Consider the following 15,359-nt stretch of genomic DNA (forward strand, 5'->3'; position numbering starts at 1 on the left):
CGGCGCTTAAGGGCGGTGGTGACGGGTGATCCAGCGATCCAGGGCGTTGGCAAAGCCCTGTTTCTGGCTCTGACCGTAGGGGGGCGGCCCGCCGGTCATCACGCCCAAATCGCGCAGCTCCTCTTTGAAGTCGCGCATGCTCAAGGCCTCGCGCACGTTGGCCTCATCGAGCTCGCGGCCGTAGGCGGTGATCACCTGGCAGCCGCGCTCGATCACGCGGTCGGCCAGGGGGATGTCGGCGGTGATGACCAGGTCGCCCTGCTGGCAATGCTCCACGATATGGTCGTCGGCCACGTCGGCGCCGGCGGGCACCACGATGGTCTGGACCAGCTCGGCGCGGGGTTTGGGCATCCAGCGGTTGGCCACCAGCACGACGTTGATGCGCCGAGTGAGCGAGGCTTTGACCAGGATGTCCCGGGCGGCGGAGGGGAGGGCGTCGGCGTCGACCCAGATGGTCATGAAGGCTCCTTCAACGGGGGGGATACGCGCGGAGCGCAGGGTGTCCGGTGCTGGCGAGGAGGTCAAGGGGGCCCGGGACGTTCGTGGCTGAACGAAGGCTATTCAAGCGCTGATCGCGGGTGTCTGCAGCGTTTTGGGGGCTTCTTAAGCGCTGATCGCGGGCGTTTGAAACTGAACCAGGGCTTCTTAAGCGTTGATCGCGAGCGTCTGCAGCGTTTTGGGGGCTTCTTAAGCGCTGATCGCGGGTGTCTGCAGCGTTTTGGGGGCTTCTTAAGCGCTGATCACGGGCGTTTGAAACTGAACCAGGGCTACTCAAGTGCTGATCGCGGGCGTTTGAAACTGAACCAGGGCTACTCAAGGGCTGATCGGCCCTCTTTCAGCTACCGGAAGGGTCGATCAGGTGTTGATCGGCCCTGTTTCAGCTACCGGAAGGGTCGATCAGGTGTTGATCGGCCCTCTTTCATTTTACAAGGGGGCCAACGAGCACCTGATCGACCCTATTTCAATTTGAACTAAGGCCGATTAGGCGCATTCCACCTGCTCCATCGCCCGATCGGCCCTTTCCGGTCGGCTCAGTGCCCGGCGGGGGCGCCGAGCCCCACGCGGTCGACGAGCTTCTGGCTCTCGGGGTTGAGTCCGACCACGCGGAGGGTCTTGCCCAGGCTCTCGTACTTTTCGCGCTGGCGAGCGATGGCGTTGACCGCGGAGAGGTCCCAGATGTGGGAGTCGCCAAAGTCGAGGATGACGGTGTCGGGGTCGTCCAGCGGGGTGAGGCTCTCGGTGAACGCGGTGCAGGTGGCGAAGAAGAACTGGCCGCTGACCCGGTAGTTTTTGGTGCCCTCGCTCAGCTCGCTGACGACCTTGAGGCGCGCGATACGCCAGCCAAAGATGATGGCGCTGAGGGCCACGCCCAGGGCCACGCCTTTGGCCAGGTCGTGGGTGTAGACCACGGTGGCCACGGTGCTGAGCATCACCACCGAGTCGCCGACGGGCACCCGGCGCATCTGGAGCAGGGAGTTCCAGTTGAAGGTGCCCACGCTGACCATGATCATCACGCCGACCAGGGCCGCCATGGGGATGCGCATGACCACGTCGCCGAAGGCCAGGATCAGGACCATCAAAAAGATCCCGGCGACCAGGGCCGAGAGGCGACCGCGTCCGCCGCTTTTCACGTTGATCACCGACTGGCCGATCATCGCGCAGCCGGCCATCCCGCCGAAGCACCCGGCGATGGCGTTGGCGATGCCCTGGCCGCGGATCTCCTGGTTTTTATCGCTGCGGGTGTCGGTCATCTCGTCGAGGAGCTGAGCGGTGAGCAGCGACTCCAGCATCCCGACCATCGCCAGCGTCAGGGCGTAGGGGAAGATGATGCGCAGGGTCTCCAGGTTGAAGGGCACCTGGGGGAGCGCGAACATCGGCAGGGTGCGGGTGATCGTGCCCATATCGCCCACGGTTTTGAGCTCCCACCCGGTGGTAAAGACCAGGGCCGTGACCAGCACGATGCCCATCAGCGCCGAGGGCAGCGCGCGGGTCAGGCGCGGGAGCCCGTAGATGATCACCAGGGTCAGCCCGACCAGGGCGTACATCAGCCAGGTGGCGCCCTCAAATTGGGGGAGCTGGGCCTGGAAGATCAGGATGGCCAGGGCGTTGACAAAGCCCAGCATCACCGGGTGGGGCACAAAGGTGATAAAGCGGCCCAGCTTTAAGACCCCGGCGATGAATTGCAGAAAGCCGGTGAGGATGGTGGCGGCCAGCAGGTATTCCAGGCCGTGATCGGCCACCAGCGTGACCATCACCAGGGCCATGGCGCCGGTGGCGGCCGAGATCATGCCCGGGCGCCCGCCGGTAAACGCGATGGTCACCGCGATGCAGAATGAGGCGTAGAGCCCGACCATCGGGTCGACGTCGGCGATGATCGAGAAGGCGATCGCCTCGGGGATCAGCGCCAGCGCCACGGTGATGCCGGCGAGCACGTCACCGCGGAGGTTGAAGAGCCAGGTGGAGCGGAAGTTGGTCAGAGAGGGGTGCAAAAGCGTGCCTTGTCGTCAGGGGGGGCCAGAGGGTGTCAAAGACGCAGGGGGCTCGTCGCCGCAGGCGCAGCGCGCACCCGGGCGTTTGGGGGCGGCACAGGCCACAGGGGCCCGGGCCGGGTTGGGAGCAACGACGTCAGAGATGTAAGAGGGGGCCTAAGTCGTATCGGGCTCGTCAGGGGCGTCACACATGGGCGTAGCGCGCCTGGTGAAAGGGCGCGTGCGTACACCTTCGAGGCGAAGCTTGCAACCTCTCGGGAGCCCGGGCCCGGGGAGGGCTGGCTTGAAATCCCCCCGGTCGGCGTGCACCTTTGGGGCGCAAACCCGAAAGGCGCACGGCGCCCGCAGGCGCTTACAGGCGCAGGGCTCGACAAGGAAGTGAGATGAGCAGCGAAGACGATCTGGAGGTCAAACCCGGGGTGACCATCCCGGGTTGGGAACTCTATTTTACGGCCACCCGCTCCGGGGGACCGGGAGGGCAGCACGCCAACAAGGCCAGCACGCGGGTGGTGCTGCACTGGCCGGTGGCTCAGACCACCGCCCTCACCGAGGCGGATCGTCGCCGGGTGATGCGTCGACTCGCCGGCTACATCAACGAGGAGGGCGTGCTTTTGCTGGCCTCCAGCGAGACGCGCAGCCAGTACCGCAATCGCCAGGACGCCCGTCAGCGCCTGGCCGAGAAGGTGGAAGAGGCCCTGCGCCGGCGTAAACGGCGCATCGAAACCAAACCCTCCCGAGCCGCGAAGCGTCGCCGGGTGGAGGAGAAGCGCCGCCGCGGTCAGAAAAAAGAGCTGCGCAAAGATCCGGGCTCCCGAGACTGGTAGCTCTCATTGGAAGAGATCGCATGTCAGGGGGGCTTATAGTGCCCGTGAAGTCCATGGAGCCCGGGGCCCGGGCTCAACCTTATTTTGGTGCGGAGGCAATGCGATGGAATGGATGCAAGGCAAGGGGATCGGGGGTGGCGTAGTGACGGTCGGGCTGCTGCTGATGGTGGGCTGCGCCTCGGAGCCGCAGGCCCCGGGCAGCGAGGCGGTGGCCGAGGCCCGCGCGCCGATCGATGCGTCGGCGGCCGCGGCCGGCAAGCGTTTTGCGGTGACGGTGGAAGATGAGGGGGGCCTGCGCACCCGCATCTTCGACGGGCTGGGCTCCCAGCTGGTGGGTTACGAGACGCTGGTGGTGCCCGCCAAAAGCGGCATGTGGCGCTGGGAGGAGTCGGTGCGTGAGGTCACCCAGACCGACTGCGGCTGCATGATGGATAAACTAAACGAGACGCCCGGCACGACCGACACCTCCGGGTGCGAGGTGAGCAAGGAGGTGATTGCCGGGCGCCTGATCAACGACGCCACCGGTCAGGCCTGGGAGCCCGAGGAGAGCACCATGGCGCCCGCAGACGCCGACTGGGAGGTGACCTTTACGCCGGTGGGCGCGGTCGGGTCGACGGCGCTCGTGAAGATCTGCCAGATGATCTACTACTGCGGCGCGGCCCATCCCAACACCGAGTGTCGGCAGGCGGTGGTGGCGCTTGATGGCGAGTCCCCGCAGGAGCTGGCCCCCCGGGAGTTGAGTCCGGTGGTGGGGGCCGAGCATTTTGAGGGTCAGAGCTTTGGGCTGGATGAAGGTGTGGAGGTCGATCCGAAGCGTGCCGCGCTGGTGGCGCTCACGCCCACCTGGGATCCGGAAGCCCGCGAACTCCGGGCCGAGCAGCAGTACGCCTTTGAGGCGTGCTACGCGTGCAGCGACGGAGAGTGGAGTGCCTACTCGGTCTCCACCTTTGTGAGCGATCGCCCCTTTAACGAGAAGGCCGGTGTGCCGGCGCTGCCGCGCGGGCTCCAGGATCTTTTGACCACCTCGTCGTGGCAGGTGCGCGGGTTGAGCGCGGTGCCCGAGAGTGCGGGGCTCAAGCACTGAGCGTGTCGCATTGCGGCCGGGAGCCAGGAGGCCACCGGCGGAACACCCCCGAGGGCGCCCCCTGAATGGGGGCGCCCTCGGGGGTGTGGGCGGGCTGGTTAGCTAGCCGCGGGTCTTAGTCGCGATCGCGAGGGGGGCTCTGGCCCTTGCGGTGGCTGACTTTCTTGCGGGTCTTACGCGTGGCGAGTCGCCCGGAGGTCTTGCGATCTTTGCGCTCGTTGCGCTCGTCGCCGGCGGATTTCGAGGCGCGCGGGTCACTGGCGGATTTCGAGGCGCGCGGGCCGCGTGAGGACTTCGAGGAGCGCGAGCCCCGGCCCTTGGAGCGGCCGCGATGCCTGGAGGAGCGGCTCTTCTTGTTGCCGCCGGAGTTGCGGTGGCTGCTGGGCGCGATGGGGTTGAGGTCGGCCAGCGTGGGGGGCTTGAGCGTGTCGCCGGCGGCCAGGAGCGAAGCCGCCGCGGCCACCTCGGTCATGTGGAAGCCCTCATCGACCAGGGCTTTGACCAGGTTGTAATGCGGCGAGAGTTCGGGGGATTTCGCCACGAGAATCTCGCGGAGGCGAGCGGCGTGAATCTCGGCAGCGCGGTGCTCGACGTCGGCGGCCGAGGGGACCTGCATGGGTTTGACGCTGACCTTCATCTGGCGTTCGACCTGACGGATGAAGGCCATCTGACGGTTGGAGACCAGGCTCACCGCCAGCCCCTCGCGTCCGGCCCGGCCGGTGCGGCCTACGCGGTGGGTGTAGGTGTCGACGTCGAAGGGCAGGTCGTAGTTGACGACCAGGCTCAGGTGGTCGACGTCCAGGCCGCGGGCGGCCACGTCGGTGCCCACGACCACGTCGAGTTGGCGCTCGCGCAGGCGGTGCAGCACCAGCTCGCGCTGCTGCTGGCCCAGGTCGCCGTTGAGGGCCTGGGCGCGGTGGCCCAGTTCGCAGAGCTTCTGGGCGATCTCTTCGGTGTCGGCGCGGCGCTGGGCAAAGACCAGCACGCCCTCGTGGTCGCTGGCGCGCAGCAGGCGGTCGAGCGCGAAGAACTTCTCGGGGTAGCGCAGGCGGATAAAGCGCTGCTCAATCGTGGTGCGATGGTGCGACTCGATGGTCACGCTCTGCGGCTCGCGCAGGTGCTTGCGGGCCACGGTCTCGATGGCGCGGGGCATGGTGGCCGAGAAGAGGGCGGTGCGACGCTCGGTGGGCGTGGCTTCCAGGATCGTCTCGACGTCGTCGATAAAGCCCATGCGCAGCATTTCGTCGGCTTCGTCGAGCACCAGCGCCTGCACCTTATCCAGGCGCAGGCTCTGGCGGCGCAGGTGATCGAGGACCCGGCCCGGGGTGCCCACGACCACGTGCACTCCGCGGCGCAGCGCGTGGAGCTGTCCCATCATCGAGGCCCCGCCGTACACCGGCAAAATGGTCAGGCCCGGGCGATGGCGCGCGTAGGACTCCATGGCTTCGGCGATCTGCACGGCCAGCTCACGGGTCGGGGTGAGGATCAGCCCCTGGACCGCGCGCTCCGAGAGATCGATGGCGTCGAGCATCGGCAGCGCAAAGGCCGCCGTCTTGCCGGTGCCGGTGCGGGCCTGGCCGATGATGTCGTGGCCGGCCAGCAGCAGGGGGATCGCGCCGGCCTGGATGGGCGTGGGGGTGTCGTAGCCGGCGTCGGTGACCGCGTTCAAAATGGGCGCGCTCAGCCCGAGCTGGTCGAAGGTAGACGTGGGGACAGACGCCGCGGCGTCAACCGTGGTGCTCATAGGTGCTCCAGATGTGCCGGAAAAAGGGTGACGAGCTCGACCCTTGACTCCGGCGAGGCGCCACAGAAGGCGCATCGGAGCAGCAAAAGGACAGCGCGCCCGGACGTTTCGGCAATCAGGTCGGGCGCTTAGCTCTGAGGGACTCGGACACCACGGCAGGCGGCGTCCGGCAAGCGGCTTGTGTCAGCGTTGAGCCCGAAGGTCAAGCGCGATAGATCGATAAGGGTGCAATTGTTTCGTCGCTGTTGAAGTTCTGCTGGCGAGTCAAGATTCCCTGAGCACGCATCTGTCTTGAACCTCCCCCCTTATGTGAGTGATCCACCTTGGAAGAAGAAGAACTGCAGGCATTGCGCGAGAAACTCCTGGCCCGTCGCCGGGAACTCCTCACTCAGGGCGACCTCAGCGTCGACCCGAACCGCCCCACGCCGGTGGAGCATGCCGATGAAGACGAGCAGCCCCTCAACGAGATGAACCAGGTCATCGCCTCCAAGCGCAACCGGGCTCGCGTCGACGAGCTGCGCAAGATCGAGGCCGCGCTCCAACGCATGGCCGCCGACCCCGAGGAGTTCGGCCTCTGCCTGGACTGCGATGAGCCCATCCCGGTGCGCCGCCTGGAGCTGATGCCCTGGGCCACCTTATGCGTGCCTTGCCAGACCAAGCGTTCCGGTCCGCGCCGCGACGGTCGGCGGCGGCATCTGCGCGATTTTGACGACTGAGTTCGGGACGTGGGGGCTGAGTCTCTTCGCTGGCGTTGGCACACCGACATGGTTAAAGTCCGCCCTCCGGCAACCGGGTACGCTTTTGATGAGAGTCTGGCCCCTTTTCGGAGGATTCGTTGAACGAGATTCAAGCACAACAACGCCGCCGTGCGCGGATCCTGGGAGCCTTGTCCTTCGCGCTCTCCCTGGTGAGCCTGCCCAGCCTGGCGGGGGCGGTCTACGATATCGTCATCGGAGCTGAGAACATGAAGGGGGCCATCATGGCCGGGCTCTTTATGGCGCTGATTCTGGCTCTGGGAGTCTTTCTGGGGCGCCTGGCTCTGCGCTCCCACCAGGCCTCAAAGCGCGTGACGATTACCGAGGAGCTGGAGCGCATGGTCCTCCAGCTGGCCCGGGCCTCTCATGGCGAAATCTCGGCCTCGGACATCGCGCTGGGCACTCGTCTCAACCTTGAACAGGCCGCCGAAGTGCTGGCCGTCATGGAGCTTCGGGGTCATGCCTACTCCACGGTGAGCACCGAGGGCTCCCGGCGCTTTGTCTTCCCTGACCTGCGCTCCAGTGCGCGCCAGGAGAGCGACGAGGAGCGCGTTTTCCTCGATGAGCTGCGCAGTTCCTCCCTCGTCGACTATCGCGAGGGGGTGAGCGTCCAGGGCCAGGCGGCCCGCGCCGACCTCGTCGATTATCGCGAGGGGGTGAGCGTCCAGGGCCAGGAGGCCCGGGCCGACCTCGTCGATTATCGCGAGGGGGTGAGCCGTCAGGGCCAGGAGGCCCGCGCCGAAGAGTGGGATAGGTAGGTGCTTGGGCCCGAACCATGCTATGGAGAGGGCCGCCCGAGTCATTGCTTGCGCGTGGGGAGCCCCGAGGTCCGGAAGGGATAGGGACCCGGGGTCGGGATGAATTCAAAGCGTCGCGTCAGGCGTGTGATGAGATGAGAGTGAAGCGTTGAAAACGAGCAAAAAGGATAAGGGCTCCACGACAGATGAGAACGTGAATCCGAGCGAGCCCAACGCGAGCCATGGGTTCGAGTACGATCTGGAGCTGGCCAAAGCCACCCAGGGAGAGTTTGAGGGTGAGATCGCGCTGGTCGAATCCTCGTTGGGGCTCGGGCCGTTCAAGGTGCTCTTTCTGGTTGTGGTGTTCTGCGCGAGCCCGGTGTTGGTCGGCTGCCTCTCCCCGGTCCTCTTTGCGATGTGTGCGGCGATCCTTTTTGGGGCGTCCTGGTGCGTGGGGCCCTCGGGGCTGAGGATGATGCCCGACCCGAGAGTCGATGTGATCGACGACATGTTTGATCGGGAGGGCGCGTCCGGGCGGCAGGGGTTGATGCTGATAGGAGGGCTTATTGCCGGACTTTTCGCGGTGATCTGTGTTGCCAAAGGGGCACTGCCCTGGCTGGGCGACGTGTCACTGGAGGATGCCTACGACCAGGTTGCGTTTTTTGGTTTTGGCGCCGTTTCGATGGGGCTGGCGACCAGCATGTTCTGGAAGGAGTACATCCGTGAGAGCCGTCGTCTCGACGACCCCCAGCTGCTGGTGTCGGTGGAGCATTTTATCCTCGAAAGCGCCGCGCAGCAGGGCTCGATCACCGCGGGCACCCTGGCGGTGAACTCCCGACTCTCCCTGCACCAGGCCTCGGAGGTGTTGCGCCTCCTGGAGGTGCAGGGCCATTTGCAGTCGACGGTGGTGGGGGATGGGGCGCTGCATTTCAGGATAGCGGGCCATGACAAACCCTGACCCTCGGCACGTGGGAGTAGGGACGTTCGTTGGCATCGTAAGTTTCGACGTTCGAGGCCTCCGGCTCGCCAGACCGGGCTCGACGCCCGGGGACATGAAAAGAGGTACACGCCATGGACTATGAAAACGCAAAGAGCCCGCCCTATTACAAGTGGATGGGCGGCCTGTGTCTGTCGGTGGGGATTCCCCTGGGGGGCTGGAGCGTGGGGATACTGACCAGTGGTTACCCGGAGGCGAAGGCGTGGGTTTTGCTCTTCCTGGCGGTGATCGCGGCTTTTGTAGGACTGTTGATGGTCCTGGTTCCCGCGCTGCCACAGGACATCCGCGCACTCACGGAGGATGGCGAGCGCAATACGCTGGCCATCGCCCGAGCTCGGGAAGGGCGCCTCAGTGTCGTGGAGCTGGCGCTCTATGGGAGGGTGAGTTTGCGAGATGCTCAGACGATCCTCTCGCACTTTGAAGCTGAGGGGTATGCCTACGTGATCGTCAGCGAAGAAGGCGTTCAACACTATGTGTTTCCCGACTTCTCGCCAGGGCCCCGGGAGTTATCAGAGAGCGAGTCCGAGAACTTCATGCGGCGCCTGGCTGAGGCCGAGGCCGAGGTTGAGGTTCATGGCTGAGCGGCAGGGATTGCTGTGGCCGTGGTCAGTGCGGGGTGCCGGGCCCCGGCGCCCGGTGTGTACACGTCAGGGGTGATGCGATCTGCGCGCTGGAGAGGAGCGTCAGAGTCACGGCATGCACGCCGGGAGCCCCGGGGGCGGTGGCAGATCCGACGTGAAGATGAATTGCGTACGTCGCTTGATATGTATGATGAGATGAGAGTGAAGCGTTGAAAAAGAACAAAAAGGATAAGGGCTCCAAGAAGAGCAAGGGCTTCAAGAAGAGCAAGGGCTCCAAGAAGGGGAAACACACCGAAAGATGGGAGTCCGACGATGAGCTTAAGCCGTCGAGTGCCCCGTGGGATGAGTCCGACGATGAGCTTAAGCCTTCGAGTGCCCCGTGGGATGAGTCCGATGACGAGCTCTCGCGGATTGAAACCGCATGGGAAGAGCCTGACGACGACATCAAGCTGTCTGACAACTCCTGGAAGAACGACCCGATGACGATAGCGCCCTTTGCCGTGGTGTTCTTGGCAAGTGTGGTGTTGGGCGGCTGTTTGACCCCGGCAATCTATGCGTTGGCGCTGCCGATCTTGGTGGGCGCACACTGGTGGGCGCGTGAGCCTGCAAGAAAGACAAGGGTCAATCCCAGAAAGGACATGATCGGCGATGTTTTTGACCGAGAGGGGGCGGCTCGCCGGCGCGGGGTGATGTATATGAGCGCGCTTATCACCGGGCTCGTCACGTTGCTCTTTTTGGTCATGGGGGCGTTTCCCTGGCTCGGGGCAGGATCGTTGGAAGAAGCCTACGAGACGATCGTGGTCTTCGGCATTCTTTCCATTGTGCTGGGGCTTGCCACCGCTGTTTTCTGGGAGGAGTACCGTAGCGAGAGCAGCCGCATCAAAGCGCCCCGACTTCTACCCTCGGTGGAGCGTTTCATCCTCGAAAGCGCTGTGGAGCACGGCTCGATGACGGCGGGGACCCTGGCGCTGAACTCCAGGCTCGACCTGAAGCAGGCATCGACGGCGTTGGGGCATCTTGAGGAACAGGGCTATTTGCACTCGGAGGTGGTTGGCGATGGGGCGTTGCAATACAGCTTTGTCGAGCTTCCCCGGCCCAGTCCTTCGCGAGCGTGGAGGGGCGGCGCCAAATGACCCCCGGGAGTTTCTGTAGGAGAGGTCCGCGGCACGAGAGAAGAGGCTTGGAGCCCGGGGATATGAAAGGAGATACGCGCGATGAATGAGGATGCAGGCGAACGTGATACGACGGCCGCGTGGATTGCTTTTTTATGCCTGTCGTTGGGGATTGGCCTGGGATTTTGGAGCCTGGGTGTGTTTCAGAGTGGCATGGGAGGGGCCAAGACGTGGGCGGTGATGGTGCTGGCGGTGATGGCGCTGGGCTTCGGAGGGTACTTGATCCGCAGTTACCTGCGACCGTGGAAGATGACGCTCGACGAAGAGGACGAGCGCAAGATTCTGGCCCTCGTCAGCGCTCGGGAAGGGCGGATCAGCGTTGTGGAGTTGGCGCTCGATACGAAGATGACCTTGAGGAGGGCTCAAAACGCGCTTTCTTGCCTGGAGCATAGCGGACACGCCTACATCACCCTCAGCGCCCATGGCACCTCATACTACGTCTTTCCCGACTTCTCGCCGGCTCCGGAGGGCCTGGAAAGCCGCGACGCCGAGGACTTCATGCGGCGTCTGGCCGAGGCGCAGGCCGAGGTTGAGGACGAGGTTGAGGTCCACGTCTGAGTCGGGTGCCCCCCTGTGGCCCGCGTCTCCCACCGTGTCACCGGGACCGGGTGGTGTGGCACAGGCCGGTCCCGGGGTGCAGGCGTCAGGGCTGCGACGATTTTGAGGTCAGGATCTCGTCGGGCTTGTCGATGCCCGGTCGCACGATGATCTGAGAGACGTCCGGGCGTTCGCGCTGCTCGACCGGCTCCAGTGCCACTGATTCTTCGAGTTCGGCGGCATGGTAGATGGCTTCGATGATGCGCACATCGGCCATCCCCTCGTAACCATCGGGCTCCGGCGGGCGTTGGTGCTGAATGCACTCGGCGAAGTAGAGCAGCTGGGCGCCAAATTGATCGTGTCGGGGGAAGGTGCGCGCAAAGGGCTCCGGGGTGCTCACCCTCAGGGTGATGGGCAGCGCGGAGGAGAAGGCCGGGCTTAAGCTCAGCGCCCCGTCCTCCCCGAGCAGGTCCAGGCGCCCGATGGAGGCGCTGCCCAGGCTGGAGACAAAACTCGCCAGGCGATCGCCGGGAAAGCGCAGCGTGGCCGAGGTCGATTCATCACAGTAGTCAAAGCGCGGGTCGCCGGGCCGGCGTTGACTCGTGGCCATGACCTCCAGAGGTTCGGCGCCAAAGAGGTAGCGCGCGGCGTTGATACCGTAGATGCCCATGTCGTACACGCTGCCGCCACCCTCATCCAGGGGGCTCAGGCGGATGTTGCCCGGGGCGACATTCTGGCCGAAGGCGCCCGTTAAGTAGCGCAGCTCTCCCAGCGCGCCCCGCTGTGCCATGTCGAGCGCGTGCAGATGGGCCGGGTCGAAGTGCAGGCGATAGGCCGTCATCAGATGGACCTCGGCCTCTTCGCAGGCCGCGATCATCTTGCGGCACTCGACCTCGCTCACCGCCAGCGGTTTCTCGCATAAGACATGCACCCCGGCCTCGGCCGCGCTCAGGGTGTACTCGCAGTGCAGGTGGTTGGGCAGCGCGATGTAGAGGGCGTCGATATGTCCCTGTGTCAGAAAGTCGTCGAAGTCGCGGTAGTGGATGCGATGGGGCACATCGTAGCGCTCTCCGAGCACCTGCAGCTTCCTCGCATCGCCGGAGATGATGGCGCTGAGGTGGGCGTTGGGAGTGCCCGCGAACGCGGGCAGGATGGCGCTCTGGGCGATATAACCCAGGCCAATGACGCCAAAACGTACGGGATCGGCGGTGCTCATAAACTCCTCGGCGCTTCAAGACTCGACCAGGGGGCGGGGTGCTCTCGAATATGAGCACGGGCCGGCGAGCTGCGAAATCAGTGAGAGGCCGGGGCCGGGGGCTGGGAGGCCGTCGCCAGCTTGACTTTTAGGGGGAGCGGTCCCTAGGTTTGTCGCCGATGCCGCCGGAGCACCTCCGGCGAAGGTGCGTATCACCTCCCTGTTGACGCCGCTCCCCTTGAGCCCGGCTACTCGCCATTGCGGAGCGCCTGCCAGATGACGACGATGATCGATTCTTTCTACATCCGACTTCGCTGAGCCCCGTCGGCCGCGTCGACCTCTTGGGGTGACGACGACTGACGTGCAGGCTTAACCATCGCCCCATGTACGCTACTTACGCGACGCGTGTGGGACCGATGGGGGAGTGCCCCTCAGAGGGCAACGTCAGGGTGCAGATTCGCCCTGGCGCAACGCTCCTGCGTACCGTGGATGTAGAGGGAAGCACGCGATCCGGCAGGCCCGGCCTTCACCCTCGAAGGCGCCTTCTCGGGGCACCTTCGCTCCGGCTGAAAGTTCGTCGGCATCTCCCTTCCTTTCCATCCGGTACCTCCATCGTGTCACCGTGACGTCTGTCGCTCTGGTGAGGCTCTTGAGCCCACTTAAGGAGGTCTTATGCGCGACTCTGAATCCAATAACGCATCGTCTGAACATCCCCACACTCACGATACCCGCACGTTGATGGGACACCGGCAGGAACGCGCGGTGATTCTCTCGGTGCAAACCCCCGAGCTCGACGATCAGGAGCTTGAGAGCTCCGCCCGGGAGCTTACCGCGCTGGCACGTACCCTGGGCATGGAGGTGCTCGCCGGGCATGCACAGAAGCGCACCAACGATCGCTCCGTGGCGCTGCTGGGCCGGGGCAAACTGGAGGAGGTTCGCGCCGACTGCGAGAGTCTCGGGCTTAACCTGGCACTGGTTGACGCCGAACTCAGCCCCCGGCAGCAGCAGGTGCTCGAAGAGGCGCTGGGCATCGGCGTGATGGATCGCAGCGCGGTGATCCTGCGCATTTTTGAGGAGCGCGCCCAGACCCGGGAGGCTCGTCTTCAGGTTGAGATGGCGCGTATCAGCTACGAGTTGCCCCGGGTACGCACGAACCTCGTCGGCGATGACCGCCATGGGGGAGGGGGGCGCGGGGGGCGAGGACACTCGAACACGGAGCTGGCCCGGCAACGCTATCGCGAGCGCCTGGTTGAGCTGCAGCAGGAGCTTGCCGAGGTTCAGGCTCGGGCCAGGCTCCAGCGGGAGCGCCGTTCCCAGGCCTTTCAGGTAGCCCTGGTCGGCTACACCAACGCCGGGAAGTCATCGCTGATGCGCGCGCTCACCGGCAGCCAGGTGCTGGTCGAAGACAAGCTCTTTGCCACGCTGGGCACCACCGCCCGGAGGCTGGAGCCGCAGCTTCAGCCCGAGGTGGTGATCAGCGATACGGTGGGGTTCATCAAAAGGCTCCCCCATGAGCTTGTCGCCTCCTTTAAGTCGACCCTGGATGAGGCCCGAGACGCCGATCTGCTGCTCTTTGTTTTGGACGCCTCCGACCCGGCCTGGCCTGAGCATCTGCGGGTGACCCGCGAGACCTTACGCTCCATCGATGTGGACCTCAAAGATGCCCTGGTGGTCTTTAATAAAGTCGATTGTCTGGAGCATGAGGCCCGCGCCAGCCTGCGCATCCACATGCCCGACGCCCTCCAGGTCAGCGCGATGAAGCCCGAGCTGCTCTCGCTGCTGCACCAGAGGATCGCCCGGGCGCAGGAGGCCTCCTTTGTCGAGGAGTCCCTCTTCATTCCTTACGAGAGTGGGCAGCTGGTGGGCAGCGTGCACCGCGGTGCGCGGGTCATGGAGCAGCATCACGGTCCTCACGGGACCGGGCTGCGAGTGAAGGCGCCGGCCCATTCGCTTAACCTCTGGCGAGACGAGCTCGGAGGATTTGTGCCGGTGGAGGAGCCCGAGGAGCTGCTGGCGCATTGTGAGGCGCTGGGGCTGGAGCTTCTCAGCGAGTCGGAGCGTTTTGAGGAGTCTGGCGCCGACTATCGGGCGCTCCACGCCAGCGATCTGGAGGAGCGGCCCTGGGTGGTGCGTTCGCCCCGTCGGCAAGGTTTGATGGAGGCGAGCCGATATGAGGCCCGCGCGCTGCGCGCGCTTCGTGGGGAGCTTCCGGTGGCGACTCCGGAGTGGGCGCTGCACTCGGCGCGGGCTATCGCCTATCCCCGGCTCCCCGGGCGTCCGGCCTGGGAGATCACCGACCAGGGGGAGCTGCGCTGGCCGGTGCTTAACCCGGCGGCCCCGACCGAGGCTTTCTTGAGCTCGGTGGTCGGTCTGCTAAGCGCGCTGCATCACCTGGAGCCGGGCCCCCTGATGCGTGCCGGGCTTCGCCGGCAGGGCCCGGAGCAAGAGCGTAAGCATCTGCACTCTCAGCTCTTGCGGGTGCTCCCGATGCTTAAGCCTTCGCAAGCGCTGCGGGAGCGCTGGGAGCGCTGGCTGGCCGATGACACCCTGTGGGCCTGGGAACCGGTCCCGGTTCATGGAGATCTCCACCCGGGGCATCTCTTGCTCGATGAGCAGGCCCGGGTTGTGGGTGTGATCGACTGGTCGGAGGTTCATCTGGGAGATCCCGCCATCGATCTCGTCTTTTTGGTCGATAGGTTTGGCCCGCAGGTGCTTGTCGATGTGCTGGAGCGTCTGGACGATGCCGGCGCAGCAGGAGGCCCCCGGCTGGAAGTCCGCTGCCGGGAGCGTGGGGCGTTTCAGGCGGTGATCGTCGCCGATTGGGCGCTGACCCACGGGCATGAGTTGGCCCGGGCGTATGCGTTTAGCCTGGTGGAGGCGGCAGAGTCCCAGATGTCTGAGACCTGAGTCCGGGAGCAAGCCGGTCACCCCCGGCCCCGACGGCGACCGGAGTCGCCGCCGGGGCCGGGGAGTTCGGAACCCGCTGAGGGGGGAGTCCCAGCCAGAGGGGGCTCAGACCTCTCCGGCTGGCAGTTCATCACCCGTTCGGGGGTAAGGGGGCCCCCCCGGGCTGGGACTCAGGTCCGAGGGTATGGGGTGTCGGTCCCCCCGGGCTGGGAGTCAGGTCGCAGCGTGGGGGGCGTTGACCCACCCGGGGTGGGGGTAGAGTCCCGCGGCGAGGGGTGATGCACCCCCGGAGGTGTGAGTCAACTCCGAGGGGTGGGGGGTAGGGGAGCGTCCGAGC

The 15,359-nt window shown here is 65.4% G+C and carries 13 protein-coding genes; 9 read left to right on the forward strand and 4 right to left on the reverse strand.

The features are described 5' to 3' along the window. Positions 1-6 precede the first annotated feature (6 nt). Both DL240_RS09040 and DL240_RS09045 read right to left on the reverse strand, forming a co-directional pair. Positions 7-459 (reverse strand): YaiI/YqxD family protein, encoded by a 453-nt coding sequence (locus DL240_RS09040; RefSeq protein ID WP_111729553.1) that lies wholly within the window; start codon positions 457-459, stop codon positions 7-9. 572 nt (positions 460-1,031) lie between these two features. Further along, positions 1,032-2,489, reverse strand: coding sequence for a SulP family inorganic anion transporter (locus tag DL240_RS09045; RefSeq protein WP_233497055.1), 1,458 nt, complete (start codon positions 2,487-2,489; stop codon positions 1,032-1,034). Between the two features lie 383 nt (positions 2,490-2,872). Between DL240_RS09045 and arfB the strand changes: the two genes are divergently transcribed. Both arfB and DL240_RS09055 read left to right on the forward strand, forming a co-directional pair. Next, on the forward strand, positions 2,873-3,313 hold the full coding sequence (arfB, locus tag DL240_RS09050) for an alternative ribosome rescue aminoacyl-tRNA hydrolase ArfB (protein ID WP_111729554.1): 441 nt from the start codon (positions 2,873-2,875) through the stop codon (positions 3,311-3,313). A 103-nt stretch (positions 3,314-3,416) separates the two neighbouring features. Further along, a complete protein-coding gene (locus DL240_RS09055; RefSeq protein ID WP_111729555.1) occupies positions 3,417-4,397 on the forward strand; it encodes a hypothetical protein in 981 nt (326 codons plus the stop codon). Between the two features lie 115 nt (positions 4,398-4,512). Here the strand turns inward: DL240_RS09055 and DL240_RS09060 are convergent, their stop codons facing one another. Next, a complete protein-coding gene (locus DL240_RS09060; protein ID WP_158542453.1) occupies positions 4,513-6,141 on the reverse strand; it encodes a DEAD/DEAH box helicase in 1,629 nt (542 codons plus the stop codon). 323 nt (positions 6,142-6,464) lie between these two features. Between DL240_RS09060 and DL240_RS09065 the strand changes: the two genes are divergently transcribed. From DL240_RS09065 to DL240_RS09090, 6 genes are all read left to right on the forward strand, one after another. Further along, the gene (locus tag DL240_RS09065) at positions 6,465-6,857 is read left to right on the forward strand and encodes a TraR/DksA family transcriptional regulator (RefSeq protein ID WP_111729557.1); all 393 of its coding nucleotides are present in this window, start codon (positions 6,465-6,467) and stop codon (positions 6,855-6,857) included. Between the two features lie 119 nt (positions 6,858-6,976). Beyond that, the gene (locus tag DL240_RS09070) at positions 6,977-7,654 is read left to right on the forward strand and encodes a hypothetical protein (protein ID WP_111729558.1); all 678 of its coding nucleotides are present in this window, start codon (positions 6,977-6,979) and stop codon (positions 7,652-7,654) included. A gap of 148 nt (positions 7,655-7,802) precedes the next feature. After that, entirely contained in the window at positions 7,803-8,591 is a 789-nt protein-coding gene (locus DL240_RS09075; protein ID WP_111729559.1) for a hypothetical protein, read from the forward strand. A gap of 113 nt (positions 8,592-8,704) precedes the next feature. Next, on the forward strand, positions 8,705-9,211 hold the full coding sequence (locus tag DL240_RS09080; RefSeq protein ID WP_111729560.1) for a hypothetical protein: 507 nt from the start codon (positions 8,705-8,707) through the stop codon (positions 9,209-9,211). Between the two features lie 209 nt (positions 9,212-9,420). Beyond that, entirely contained in the window at positions 9,421-10,344 is a 924-nt protein-coding gene (locus DL240_RS09085) for a hypothetical protein (RefSeq protein WP_111729561.1), read from the forward strand. 81 nt (positions 10,345-10,425) lie between these two features. Continuing rightward, entirely contained in the window at positions 10,426-10,941 is a 516-nt protein-coding gene (locus tag DL240_RS09090) for a hypothetical protein (protein ID WP_111729562.1), read from the forward strand. A gap of 85 nt (positions 10,942-11,026) precedes the next feature. On the opposite strand, the gene DL240_RS09095 is transcribed toward DL240_RS09090, so the two are convergent. After that, positions 11,027-12,136: a Gfo/Idh/MocA family protein gene (locus DL240_RS09095; protein WP_111729563.1), complete on the reverse strand. Its 1,110-nt coding sequence runs from the start codon at positions 12,134-12,136 to the stop codon at positions 11,027-11,029. Positions 12,137-12,787: 651 nt separating this feature from the next. Here DL240_RS09095 and hflX point away from each other — a divergent pair. Continuing rightward, positions 12,788-15,022, forward strand: coding sequence for a GTPase HflX (hflX, locus tag DL240_RS19960; protein WP_158542454.1), 2,235 nt, complete (start codon positions 12,788-12,790; stop codon positions 15,020-15,022). Positions 15,023-15,359 lie beyond the last annotated feature (337 nt).

It is taken from the genome of Lujinxingia litoralis (assembly GCF_003260125.1).
GTDB classification, from domain to species: Bacteria; Myxococcota_A; Bradymonadia; order Bradymonadales; family Bradymonadaceae; genus Lujinxingia; species Lujinxingia litoralis.